13 protein-coding genes are annotated in these 11804 nt (G+C 58.3%); all 13 read right to left on the reverse strand.

The features are described from left to right. Positions 1–41 precede the first annotated feature (41 nt). Positions 42–1574, reverse strand: a complete 1533-nt coding sequence (gene lysS / locus ABC336_RS14490) for a lysine--tRNA ligase (RefSeq protein ID WP_413242519.1) — start codon at positions 1572–1574, stop codon at positions 42–44. Positions 1575–1674: 100 nt separating this feature from the next. After that, the gene (gene greA, locus ABC336_RS14495) at positions 1675–2151 is read right to left on the reverse strand and encodes a transcription elongation factor GreA (protein WP_413239312.1); all 477 of its coding nucleotides are present in this window, start codon (positions 2149–2151) and stop codon (positions 1675–1677) included. A gap of 242 nt (positions 2152–2393) precedes the next feature. Further along, complete coding sequence (gene dusB, locus ABC336_RS14500; RefSeq protein ID WP_413239313.1) at positions 2394–3422, reverse strand: tRNA dihydrouridine synthase DusB; 1029 nt, start codon at positions 3420–3422, stop codon at positions 2394–2396. Positions 3423–3459: 37 nt separating this feature from the next. Then, on the reverse strand, positions 3460–3693 hold the full coding sequence (locus tag ABC336_RS14505) for a helix-turn-helix domain-containing protein (RefSeq protein WP_413239314.1): 234 nt from the start codon (positions 3691–3693) through the stop codon (positions 3460–3462). Continuing rightward, positions 3645–4187, reverse strand: a complete 543-nt coding sequence (gene folK, locus ABC336_RS14510) for a 2-amino-4-hydroxy-6-hydroxymethyldihydropteridine diphosphokinase (RefSeq protein ID WP_413239315.1) — start codon at positions 4185–4187, stop codon at positions 3645–3647. Before folK ends, ABC336_RS14505 begins: the two co-directional genes overlap by 49 nt. Positions 4188–4193: 6 nt before the next feature. Beyond that, positions 4194–4586, reverse strand: a complete 393-nt coding sequence (gene folB, locus ABC336_RS14515) for a dihydroneopterin aldolase (protein WP_413242520.1) — start codon at positions 4584–4586, stop codon at positions 4194–4196. A gap of 69 nt (positions 4587–4655) precedes the next feature. After that, positions 4656–5501 (reverse strand): dihydropteroate synthase, encoded by an 846-nt coding sequence (folP, locus tag ABC336_RS14520; protein ID WP_413239316.1) that lies wholly within the window; start codon positions 5499–5501, stop codon positions 4656–4658. Continuing rightward, entirely contained in the window at positions 5498–6376 is an 879-nt protein-coding gene (locus ABC336_RS14525; protein ID WP_413239317.1) for an aminotransferase class IV, read from the reverse strand. The genes folP and ABC336_RS14525 overlap by 4 nt, the downstream gene beginning before the upstream one ends. Continuing rightward, positions 6373–6954 (reverse strand): aminodeoxychorismate/anthranilate synthase component II, encoded by a 582-nt coding sequence (gene pabA / locus ABC336_RS14530; protein WP_413239318.1) that lies wholly within the window; start codon positions 6952–6954, stop codon positions 6373–6375. Before pabA ends, ABC336_RS14525 begins: the two co-directional genes overlap by 4 nt. A gap of 48 nt (positions 6955–7002) precedes the next feature. Beyond that, a complete protein-coding gene (locus tag ABC336_RS14535) occupies positions 7003–8568 on the reverse strand; it encodes an anthranilate synthase component I family protein (RefSeq protein WP_413242521.1) in 1566 nt (521 codons plus the stop codon). 230 nt (positions 8569–8798) lie between these two features. Continuing rightward, positions 8799–9734: a cysteine synthase A gene (gene cysK / locus ABC336_RS14540; protein WP_413239319.1), complete on the reverse strand. Its 936-nt coding sequence runs from the start codon at positions 9732–9734 to the stop codon at positions 8799–8801. 133 nt (positions 9735–9867) lie between these two features. Beyond that, on the reverse strand, positions 9868–10854 hold the full coding sequence (locus ABC336_RS14545) for a peptidyl-prolyl cis-trans isomerase (protein ID WP_413239320.1): 987 nt from the start codon (positions 10852–10854) through the stop codon (positions 9868–9870). Between the two features lie 15 nt (positions 10855–10869). Continuing rightward, complete coding sequence (hslO, locus tag ABC336_RS14550; protein WP_413242522.1) at positions 10870–11769, reverse strand: Hsp33 family molecular chaperone HslO; 900 nt, start codon at positions 11767–11769, stop codon at positions 10870–10872. Positions 11770–11804: the final 35 nt, after the last annotated feature.

The following is an 11804-nucleotide window of genomic DNA, read 5'->3' on the forward strand; positions in this document are numbered from 1 at the left end:
CCCGGAAATCTTCCGGACAGCTTGGCATTCCAATAAGCAGCCTATTCTTGCGTCCGCTCCCGCATATGCGGGAACAGCAATACATCGCGAATCGACGGCGCGTCTGTCAGCAGCATCACCAGCCGGTCGATGCCGATACCCAGGCCGCCGGTCGGCGGCATGCCGTACTCCAGGGCGCGGATGAAATCCTCATCCATCTCGTGCGCCTCATCATTGCCATGCTCCTTCTCTACCAGCTGCGCCTCGAAACGCTGGCGCTGGTCGATCGGATCATTGAGCTCGGTGAATGCATTGGCATGCTCCCGGGCGACGATGAACAGCTCGAAACGATCCGTAAAGCGCGGGTCGCTCTCGCTTTTCTTGGCGAGCGGCGAGATCGCCACTGGATGCCCTGTAACAAAGGTTGGCTGAATAAGCGTGTGCTCTACGAACGTTTCGAAGAAGTTGTTGAGAATATGGCCTTGCGACATATGCGGCTCCACTGCGACCTTATGCGCCTTGGCCAGCTCATGCGCCTCTTGATCAGTCATCTGTGCGCTGAAGTCGACGCCGGTCGCTTCCTTGACCAGCTCCACCATCGAGACCCGGCGCCACGGCTTGCCCAGCTCCACTTGCTGTCCCTGATAGTCAATCGTCGTGGTGCCCAGCACCTCCCGGGCAATATGAACGACCATCTGCTCCGTCAGCTCCATGATGTCCTGATAGTCGGCGTATGCCTCATACAGCTCGATCATCGTGAACTCCGGATTGTGACGGGTTGAGATGCCTTCATTGCGGTAGACGCGTCCGATCTCGTAGACCTTCTCCATGCCGCCGACAATCAGCCGCTTCAGATGAAGCTCGATGGCGATCCGCATATACAGCTGCATATCCAGCGCGTTGTGATGCGTGATGAATGGCCTTGCGGCGGCCCCCCCAGCGATCGTGTGGAGCGTCGGCGTCTCCACCTCCAGATAACCGCGGGCATCCAGATAACGGCGCATGGACTGGATGATGCGCGAACGGGTGATGAACGTCTGCTGCACCTCAGGGTTCGTGATCAGATCGACATAACGCTGACGGTAGCGCAATTCCACATCCTTCAGGCCATGATACTTCTCCGGCAGCGGCAGCAGCGACTTGGTGAGCACCTCCAGCTCCTGCACCTTTACCGAGGTCTCGCCGGTCTTGGTCTTGAACACCACACCGCGCACCCCGACCATATCCCCGATATCCAGCAGGTCAAAAGCCTGGTACAGGTTCTCCGGCAAGGCATCCTGACGAACATACAGCTGGATCTTGCCGCTCAGATCCTGGATATGGGCGAAGCTTGCTTTGCCCATCCCGCGTTTCTGCATGATCCGGCCAGCCAGACTGACCTGATGAGCCTGCGCTTCCAGATCCTCCTTGCTGATCTCGCCATATGCTTCCAGAATTTCGCGTGCTTGGTGCGTCCGTACGAACTTTTTGCCGAACGGATCCACGCCAAGCTTGCGCAGCTCGTCCAATTTGTCCCGGCGGATCTGCAGCAGCTCGCTTAGTTCCTGTTCCTGCGTTGCTGTCTGCTCCTGATTGTCTTGTACCACTTTTTTCATCTCCTTGTTCATTGACAGCCGCTCCGCTGCCAATACTCTGCCCTATTTTTGCAAAAAAAAGCCTCCTTCAAGGAAGCTTTCCAGAACATACGCGCAAAACTTACTTTTTAATATCCAGAATTTTATATTTGATCACGCCGGCCGGCACGTTCACATCGACGATGGTGCCTTTATCTTTACCGAGGATGGCCCGGCCTACGGGACTTTCATTGGAAATTTTGTTCTGCAGCGGATCTGCCTCTGCCGTTCCCACGATGGTATACTCCATTTGATCCTTAAATTCCAGGTCCTCTACCAGTACAGTGGAGCCGATGCTAACGGTATCGATGTCGACTTCATCGTTATTGATAATGCGCGCGTTGCGCAGCATTTTTTCCAGCGTGATGATCCGGCCTTCGATAAAGGCTTGCTCGTTTTTGGCATCCTCGTATTCGGAGTTCTCGCTAATATCACCATAGCCGATAGCTACCTTGATCCGCTCAGCGACTTCACGACGTTTGACTGACTTCAGCGTTTCCAGCTCTTCTTCCAATTTCTTAAGTCCGTCTTGAGTAAGGATGATTTCTTTGTCGTTCATCTTACTGATTCTCCTGTCGTGTGACATATTTTCATACCGTGTATGAATTCACTGATATTTAATATATTACATTCAGAACCCGTAATGACTCGAAACCTTGCTGTCGATCCATTCTCCCGCTCCAGGCCGTCGGCGCTGGGGGCAGAATACTATTGGATGATTATATTTCAACTGGGCACCAAATGTCAATCAAAGCCAGCCGCGCCGGGGAAAGGTCCTGATCGCGCATATTGAAACTAACGCTAATAGGCGACCTTCTCGTGCTGCGGGGCACTGACAGCAACAGGAGTATCAGCCATCTCCTCCAGGGAATCGATGTAATCGCCCATAATCGTCACCAATCCGTCGCGGCTGGTCTCCTCCATGATCTGATCCTTGATGCGTGCGGCACCGGGCAGCCCTTTGAGATACCACGCCAGATGCTTGCGCATCTCGCGGACGGCTACCGATTCGCCGCGCAGCGCAATCAGACGGTCCATGTGCAGGATCGCAATATTCATCTTGTCGCTGGGGGTAGGATCCGGCAGCAGCTCGCCTGTGGTCAGATATTGCACGGTACGGTAGAGCATCCACGGATTGCCCAGCGCCCCGCGGCCGATCATGACGCCGTCGCAGCCGGTATGCTCCAGGATCCGCTTGGCGTCCTCGGGCGAGAAGACATCTCCATTGCCGATGACCGGGATCGATACCGCTTCCTTAACTTCCTTTATCATATTCCAGTCTGCGTGTCCGGTATACAGTTGCTCTCGCGTACGTCCATGGACACTGACCGCCTTCCCTCCGGCACGCTCGATGGCTTGAGCGTTCTCGACAGCATAGATATGCTCGCTGTCCCAGCCGATCCGCATCTTTACCGTTACCGGCTTGTCCACCTTATCCACGACCGCCGACACCATCTCGTAGATCTTGTTGGGATCGAGCAGCCAGCGGGCGCCGGCATCGCACTTTGTTACCTTCGGTACAGGGCAGCCCATGTTGATATCGATAATGTCGGCGTTGGTCTGCTTGTCGACCACTTTGGCCGCTTCGACGAGGGAAGTCCGGTCGCCGCCAAAAATCTGCAGGCTTAGCGGCTTTTCCCGCTCGTCCACATACAGCATCTCCATCGTCCGTTTGTTGCCGTGCAGGATCGCTTTATCGCTGACCATCTCCGCACATACGAGACCCGTGCCGAATTCTTTGGCGATCAGCCGAAATGCCGGATTGCATACGCCAGCCATCGGCGCCAGCACAACCTTGTTTTTCATTTCAATGTTGCCGATCTTTAGCATGATTTTACCTCCTTTCTATCGCTTTGATCACCACGCTCTATTCCCGCCGCTGCTTGCCGGCCGGGTACGTATCGCCGATCAATTCGTCATAATCCACATCCAGTGCGGCCGCAATCTGCTCCAGCAGTTTGGTCTGAGGCACGCGCGTCCCCCGCTCCAAAGAACCCAGCACCGCTACGGATACCTCCAGCTTCTCGGCCAGCTCATGCTGCGTGTAACCCTTTAATTTGCGGAAGGCGCGGAGCCGCCCGGCCAGTTGATCGTATTCCATCGCGTCATGCCTTCCTTTCCTTGCTGGCTGAGCGCCTCCGATACCGGCTCCCGCAACGGCGCTGCAGCTGGATCAGACGCCAGCACCTCGGCCAACGGGACCAGCACGAAGGCACGCTCCATCATCCGCGGATGCGGCAGGATAAGTGTCTCGGTATGCATCGCTATCCCCTCGTAATAGAGCAGATCAAGGTCAATCGTGCGGGGACCCCAGCGCTCTTCGCGGATCCGCCCAAGCTGCCGCTCCGTCTCCAGCATCGTCTCCAGCAGCTCAGTTGGCGCCAGCGATGTAGCAAGTGCCGCCGCCATATTCAGAAAAGCCGGTTGATCCGTATATCCCACCGGCTCGGTCTCATAGATCGCCGACACCCGGAGAACCCGGATGTCCGCATGTGCGTCAAGGGCGCCAAGCGCCTGCCGCAACAGACGTTCCCGGTCGCTCAGATTGGAACCGAGGGCGATATATGCCACTCGGGTTGGTTGGTTCTGCTTCATCTGTCATCAACTCCATGAAGCGATGATACGTCCATCAGCATCACGCTTTCTCGACAGCTCGACGACGACGCCGTCGAAATGGATGTCAAACGGCGGATGCGGTTTCGTCAGGCGAACTGTTACTTCATTTATCATAGTATAAGTGTCCAGAACGCGAGATGCAATATGACCTGCCAACGCTTCAATCAGCTTGAAAGGCGGGCCTTCCACGGTCGCCTTCGTGAGGGCATGCAAATCCGCATAGTTGACACTCGCCTCGATGTCGTCCCGTTCCGCTGCTTCCCTCAGATCGAGCCGCAGCTCCAGCTCGACGCGGAATCGCTGCCCCAGCTTGTTCTCCTCTGCAAATACACCATGATAACCAAAAAATTCCATGCCCTTCAAGGTCATACGATCCATCATTCATCACCTTTCCCTCAAGAGGTTGTTCAAAAAATCCGCCTTTGATCACGAGGTGATTCAAAATATTCAGCTTTGCCGGTACACCACGCGGTCCGTCATACGCGCCGTCTGGAATATCGCCTCCACATCATGGACCCGGACCAGCTGGCAGCCCTGCATGATCCCCATCACGACTGTGGCAGCTGTCCCCATCACGACTTCGCTTGCGGGCAAGCCAAGGGTCTGCTGGATGAACCGCTTGCGGGAGGTGCCCAGCAGCACGGGATAGCCCAGCGTCGTCAGCTCGGTTAGCGCCCCCAGCAGCTCGAGATTATCTTCATAATTCTTGGCGAAGCCGATCCCGGGGTCAAGCCAGATCTTTTCCTCTGACACACCTGCCGCTTCCGCCAATGCGATGCTCTCTCTCAGATCAGCGATAACATCGGGGACGAGCGATTGATAATCCCGGGCCTGACGATTATGGCTGAGGATGACAGGACAGCCGTACTCCGCAGCCACTGCGGCCATCTCCCCATCATACTTCAGCCCCCATACGTCATTGATGATATGGGCTCCGGCAGCCAATGCCGCTCTGGCCGTCTCGGCTTTGTACGTATCGATGGACAACGGCAGCTCCGGCAGCGCCTCCCGCAGTGCCGTGACTACCGGCAGGATACGCCGCAGCTCTTCCTCCAGCGGCACCGCCGTGCTGCCCGGACGCGTCGACTCACCGCCGATATCGATCAGATCGGCGCCGGCAGCTGCCATCCGGCGGGCCTGCTCGACGGCTTCCTCCACGGCCGTATACCGGCCGCCATCGGAGAAGGAATCCGGCGTAATATTCAGAATACCCATAATAAGCGTGCGTTCTCCCAGCTCCAGAGTTACGCCATCCGGCCAGCGGTAGTTCCGGTGTGCCATGTTCGTCTTCATCCGATTACGCCTCCCGTCTCTTCCCGATAGGAAGACAGCAGCTGCTGCGTCCAATTCCCGATGCGCCCGCCGCTCACCTCGGCCCCGCCGTCCTGGCTTGCCAGGACAGTGACCGGCACCAGCTCCTGAATCGAATTCGTCAGCCACACTTCATCGGCGCTCAGCAGCTCTGACCATGTATATTTGCCCTCTTCCACAGGCATGCCCAGCTCCCTCGCCAGCGCGATCACTCGTTCCCGCGTGATCCCCGGCAGGATACCGGTATCCAGCGCCGGCGTGAGGAGGCGCTCGCCACGGCGGAAGAACAGGTTGCTGACGATCCCTTCCGCCAGCCAGCCTTCCCTTGTCAGCATCAAGCCTTCGGCACCAGCCGCAGCTGCGCTGGCCATGAGCTCCCGCTTGGCAAGAATATTGTTCATGTAGTGGAGCGACTTGTGCCTCCCCGCCCCTTCGGGCGTGTTGCGGGGGAGCGCCAGACGCCACAACTGCTTCCCTTCCACATACAGCGAGTCAGGCAGCTCCGGCAGCGGCTTGACCAGCAGCAGCGCATGCGGCTGGTCGTAGTCGCCGGCAGGCAGTCCGAGCCCCTCTTCGCCAGCCGTGACCGTAAGCCGTACATAGCCGTCCGCCAGGCCGTTGGCAGCCAGCACCTCCTGCAGCCACTGCGCAACACCCGCTTCCGTCCAGTCGAAGCGGATCCCGAGCTCCCGGCATCCCGCAGCCAGCCGCTCCAGATGGCGACTCAGCAGATATGGCCGGCCCCCATAAGTGCGGAATGTCTCGAAGAGACCCATCCCGTACAAAAAACCGTGATCAAACACCGAGATCACGGCCTCACTCGCATCGACTACTGCGCCATCGCGGCCAACCTTCATCGGGCGGCTTCCGCCCGCTGCGACAGGAAATTGCGAAGCATAACCAGACCATGCTGGGTAATAATCGACTCCGGATGGAACTGGACGCCTTCGATCTTGTACGTCTTGTGACGCAGACCCATGATCTCGCCCTGCGCCGTCTCCGCAGTAATCTCCAGACAGTCCGGCAGCGTCTCCCGCTTGACGATCAACGAATGGTACCGTGTCGCCGTGAAGGGCGACGGGAGTCCTTCGAAGATCGACCGGCCGTCATGGATTATCTCGGAGGTCTTGCCATGCATCAGCTGCTCGGCACGCACGACATCGCCGCCAAACGCTTGTCCGATCGACTGATGCCCCAGGCAGACACCGAAGATCGGAATCTCACCCTTGAAGTGCTCAATCAAAGACAGGCTGATCCCCGCTTCATTGGGCGTGCAAGGCCCCGGCGAGATCAGGATATGATCCGGCGCCAGCTCGCGGATGCCCGCCAGGTCGATCTCATCATTGCGCTTGACGACAATGTCGCCGCCGAGCTCGCCCAAATACTGCACCAGATTGTACGTGAAAGAATCGTAATTGTCGATGACCAGGATCATCGTCTCCACCCCTTATAACCGTAATATTCATACGCTCGACTGCTTCGCTTACGTGCTTGCACCCGTCTGCTCGCGGACCAGCCGCTCGCTGTATTGGATCGCCTTCCACAGCGCTTTGGCTTTGTTCAGCGACTCCCGGTATTCCCGCTCCGGATCGGAATCGATGACGATCCCGGCGCCTGCCTGGATATGCACCTGCCCGTCCTGCACGACCATCGTCCGTATGATAATATTGAATTCCATATCGCCATTGTAGTTAATATAACCAAGCGAGCCTGTATACGGTCCCCGCCGCACCGGCTCCAGCTCCTCGATGATCTCCATCGTCCGTATCTTGGGCGCGCCTGTAATCGTCCCTCCGGGGAAGGTCGCGGCAACCACATCATAGGCGTCCTTCCCCGGAGCGAGCCTGCCTTCGACCTGGGAGACCAGGTGCATGACATGGGAGTATCGCTCGATCACCAGCAGCTCGCCCACCCGTACCGAGCCGTACTCCGAGATCCGGCCGAGATCATTGCGCTCCAGATCGACCAGCATGATATGCTCCGCCCGTTCCTTCTCGCTGGTCAGCAGCTCCTCCGCCATCCGCAGATCCTCCGCCTCATCGCGTCCGCGGCGGCGCGTGCCGGCAATCGGACGGGCAGCCAGCCGGCCTCCCCGGGCTTTGACCAGGAGCTCCGGCGAAGCGCTGACCAGTTGGAAGTCCGGACAACGGAGCATCCCCATATAGGGGGATGGGTTGAACAAGCGCAGCCATTCGTACAGTTCTTCCGGCGAAGCGTGCACCGCCCGGCTCTGCCGGACCGACAGATTGACCTGGAAGACATCGCCGGCTGCGATATACTCCTGGACCCGGCGCACAGCCGACTCGTATTGCTCCCGTGAGAAGGGCGTGTGGATGCCTTCCATAGCTTCGACATCCACCGGGAGCGGATCGCTGGCAATCAGCGACTCCCGGCGCTCGCGGAGCTCGATATCTCCCGCTTCTACCGCGCTGATCTCTTCCCAGAGCCTCGCCATCCGCGCGGCTTGCCGTTCTGCTGCCGCATAGCGTTCTCTCAGCTCGTCCTCCGAAGCGGACCGTTCGATCTGGCAGTGGACGGCACAGTAAAGCTGCTCCTCCTCATGATCGATGATCCATAGCTCGTCCAGCCGCAGCAGCAGATAATCCGGCAGCGCCAGATCGTCAGTGGTCTGCTCGGGCAGCATCTCGATCGAACGCACGATGTCGTAGGACCACAAGCCGGCGCAGCCGCCGGTGAACGGCGGCGCGTCGTCGATGCCCGGAGAGACATGGGCCGCCATCCAGCGACGCACCGCAGCGAGCGGCTCTTCGTCAGGCATCTCCTGCTCGGGCTGGCCGGCATCCTGTACCCGGACAGTCCGGCCCTTTCCCCTGATCACGGAAGCGGGCTGCAAGCCCAAGTACGTATAGCGGCCGTCTTTGCCGCTCTCCAGGACGATCGCATAGTCGGCCGCAGCCTGCCAGGCCCGAGCCCACGAATCCACCCTTGCGCCTCCGGAGCCTAGCGGGCGCTTGTTTATATAAGGCAGCATCGTATACCGTCCGCTCGCATGCCAGCTCTCCCACGATGGATAAGGCGTGATGTTCATCCGCAAGTCCTCCAGCCCTTCTGTCCGCTGCCCGCCGTCCTCGCAGCCGGGAGCGGTACAGGCGTTTTGTTGACACCTATAGTAGCTTATATTCCCCAAAAAGAAAAGCCCTCCCGGGTCATACCCGGAAGGACGCTTAGTGTACTGCAGTATTACTTAAAATAGAGATTCCAAAAGTTCGGTTTTCAGCACCGAGAGCATCGTGATCAAAAGCGGACTTTTTGACCGCTTTAGTTTTCGAAGTTGAAGAGTGGTGTGCTGAGGTAGCGCTCTCCATTACTAGGCACGACAGCAACGACACGCTTGCCTGCGCCGAGCTCCTTGGCTACCTTGAGCGCTGCAAAGATGGCTGCGCCGGAAGAGATGCCACACAGGATGCCTTCTTCTTTGGCTGCACGACGCGCATATTCGAACGCTTCCTCGTTATCGACGGTAATCACGCCGTCATAGATCTCGCGGTTCAGGATGTCCGGGACGAAGTTCGCGCCGATGCCCTGAATCTTGTGAGGTCCGGGCTTGCCGCCGGAGAGGATCGGCGATGCCGCCGGCTCAACAGCGTAGATCTTGATGTCCGAGAAGTTCTGCTTCAGCACTTCGCCAGCGCCGCTGATCGTACCGCCGGTTCCGATACCAGCGATAAATGCGTCCAGCTTGCCGTCGAGCGAGTTGATCGCTTCGACAATCTCCGGACCTGTAGTCTCGCGGTGAACTTTGACGTTGGCCTGGTTCTTGAACTGCTGCGGCATGAAGTAACCCTTCTCCTGCTGGATCTCTTCCGCTTTCTTGACGGCACCGTTCATACCCTCGGAGCCCGGGGTCAGGACGATCTCCGCACCGTAGGCGCGCAGCAGATTGCGACGCTCGATACTCATCGTCTCCGGCATAACCAGGATCGCCTTGTACCCTTTGGCTGCCGCTACGAGTGCCAGACCGATTCCGGTGTTGCCGCTTGTCGGCTCGACAATCGTATCGCCTGGCTTGATAAGCCCTTCCTGCTCGGCCACTTCAATCATGCTGATGGCGATGCGGTCTTTGACGCTGGCGCCGGGATTCTGGTACTCCAGCTTCACGTAGATCTCTGCACTGCCTTCAGGAACAAGACGGTTCAAGCGCACGAGCGGTGTGTCGCCGATCAGATCAGTTACGTTCTGTACAATTCTCGCCATGATAATAAGAAGCCTCCCTATTTCCGACTATTTCAGTTGGTTTTTGCCTGTCTTCATATTAACAATGGCACCCAGCAGTTGTCAATAGGAACTTGAACCGGCGCGCGCCCGGCCGCGAGCTCTCCCTGCCGACTTAAGGCTGTACCGGCATAAATGAGGCTTCATACTTCTCCAGCAGCTGGTCTTCCACACTCGGCAGAGGCGGGGCTGCAGAGAGCGCCAGCTGCTTGCGGACCATCTCGCGGATCGTCTGCTCATCCGGCGGGGTGCTCACACGCCGCTCCGTCAGGCGGATGACAGCATACCCCTCATCCACCTGCAGCGGCCCTGTAATATCGCCGGGATCCAGCGGCTGCACCGCTTCCAGCACTTGTGGATCGATGAACGGGTCGTCCATCTCGATCATCCCCATATCGCCGCCCAGACCCGAAGTGAATTCATCGATCGAATAATTGGCGGCGAGTCGTGCAAAGTCAGCTCCGCCTGCGGCGTCGCTCATCGCTTGCTCCGCCAGCCGCCGCGTCTCGGTCACAATCCAGGAGAGCCGGACCTGGACACGAGGCGCAAATTGTTCCTTATTGTCACGCAGATGCTCATCGACCGCACGGTCAGAAACGGGAATATCAGCGATCGCAATTTTCTCCAGCTTGAGCCTATATCGGAGATCCCGGTGGACATCTTCCTTGCTCAGTCCGAGCTGATCCTCCATCGCCCTGTAAAAGCTCTCCTTGTCCTCATAGCCCTCCGACAGCTGCTGCAGCTCCTGCTCCAGCTCGGCATCGGTGACGGTAATGCCTTGCTCCTCTGCTTCCATCCGAATCGCGTGACGCACCATCAGCGTCCGCAAAACATCATGGCCATATTGCATCGTTAATTGCTTCTGCAGCTCCCCCAGCGTAATCGACTCGCCGCCGATCGTGGCGATGACCGTGCCGGGGGGCAGCTCGCCTCCCGCCTGCTCCGGGTCGCTCTTCTCGCCGCCCTCCGCTTTGCCCGGGTCGGTGCCGGGATCGACTCTGCCGTTCAGGGGCACGACCTGGACGACAATGACGACCGTCAGCACAATCATGCAAATGGCCTGAAGCGCGACGAGACCTCTTACCACTTTTGGGTTAGTCATCGCTGGTCCCTCGCTTTACTGCAGCGGCTTGGGCCTTGCTTGCTCAAGCAGCGCTTCCAGGTGCGTGCGGTCAAACGTATACGTTTCGTTGCAAAAATGACAGAGCACTTCACACTTGCCGTCTTCATCGATCACTTGCTGCAGCTCGGCCTCGCCCATGCTGATCAACGTCCGCTCTACCCGCTCCTTGGAGCAGTTGCAAGAGAATTCGACCGGCAGGCGCTCATGAATCTGCAGTTCGTCGCCTACAGCGAACTTCAGGATCTCCTCAAGCGATTCGCCCTGGTCGAGCAGCGCGGTAACCGGCGGCATCGTCCCGATCGCCCGCTCCAGCCTGTCCAGTTCATTATCCGACAGACCCGGCAGCACCTGGATGATGAATCCTCCGGCATGCAGCACGGATCCGTCCGTATCAACCAGTACACCGAGTCCAACTGCGGATGGTGTCTGCTCGCTGGTGGCGAAGTAATAGGTGAAGTCTTCTCCGAGCTCGCCGGAGACGATCGGGATACTGCCCCGATACGGCTCTTTGAGGCCCAGATCCTTGATCACATGGATATATCCGCTGCGGCCTACCGCTCCGGCGACATCCAGCTTGCCTTTGTCATTGCTCGCCAGATGGACGTCCGGATGATCCACATACCCTCTCACCTTGCCTGCGGCATTGGCGTCCACGACGATTTGGCCGATCGGGCCTACACCCTTGACCTGGATCGTCAGCTTTTCTTCTCCTTTGAGCATGGCGCCCATCATCGCTCCGGCAGTCGCCGTCCGTCCGAGAGCCGCCGTCGCGGTCGGCAGCGTATTGTGACGCCGCCGCAGCTCGTCGACCAGTGCAGTCGTGCGGGTAGCGAACACCCGCAGCTTGCCGCCCCAAGCCGTTCCTCTAAGTATTATATCTTCCAACGGGCTCATCATTGTCCCTCCTCCTGGTTGTTGATTTTTATCTG

The organism is Paenibacillus jepli, assembly GCF_047238105.1.
Classification (GTDB): domain Bacteria; phylum Bacillota; class Bacilli; order Paenibacillales; family Paenibacillaceae; genus Paenibacillus_D.

Excerpts from the sequence above, each read along its gene's own strand:
- folK (WP_413239315.1), bottom strand. The coding sequence starts at position 4,187 with ATGAAGCAGAACCAACCAACCCGAGTGGCATATATCGCCCTCGGTTCC.
- lysS (WP_413242519.1), bottom strand. The coding sequence starts at position 1,574 with ATGAAAAAAGTGGTACAAGACAATCAGGAGCAGACAGCAACGCAGGAA.
- hslO (WP_413242522.1), bottom strand. The coding sequence starts at position 11,769 with ATGAGCCCGTTGGAAGATATAATACTTAGAGGAACGGCTTGGGGCGGC.
- pabA (WP_413239318.1), bottom strand. The coding sequence starts at position 6,954 with ATGATCCTGGTCATCGACAATTACGATTCTTTCACGTACAATCTGGTG.
- cysK (WP_413239319.1), bottom strand. The coding sequence starts at position 9,734 with ATGGCGAGAATTGTACAGAACGTAACTGATCTGATCGGCGACACACCG.
- ABC336_RS14535 (WP_413242521.1), bottom strand. The coding sequence starts at position 8,568 with ATGAACATCACGCCTTATCCATCGTGGGAGAGCTGGCATGCGAGCGGA.
- ABC336_RS14545 (WP_413239320.1), bottom strand. The coding sequence starts at position 10,854 with ATGACTAACCCAAAAGTGGTAAGAGGTCTCGTCGCGCTTCAGGCCATT.
- dusB (WP_413239313.1), bottom strand. The coding sequence starts at position 3,422 with ATGCTAAAGATCGGCAACATTGAAATGAAAAACAAGGTTGTGCTGGCG.
- folB (WP_413242520.1), bottom strand. The coding sequence starts at position 4,586 with ATGGATCGTATGACCTTGAAGGGCATGGAATTTTTTGGTTATCATGGT.
- greA (WP_413239312.1), bottom strand. The coding sequence starts at position 2,151 with ATGAACGACAAAGAAATCATCCTTACTCAAGACGGACTTAAGAAATTG.
- ABC336_RS14505 (WP_413239314.1), bottom strand. The coding sequence starts at position 3,693 with ATGGAATACGATCAACTGGCCGGGCGGCTCCGCGCCTTCCGCAAATTA.
- folP (WP_413239316.1), bottom strand. The coding sequence starts at position 5,501 with ATGAAGACGAACATGGCACACCGGAACTACCGCTGGCCGGATGGCGTA.
- ABC336_RS14525 (WP_413239317.1), bottom strand. The coding sequence starts at position 6,376 with ATGAAGGTTGGCCGCGATGGCGCAGTAGTCGATGCGAGTGAGGCCGTG.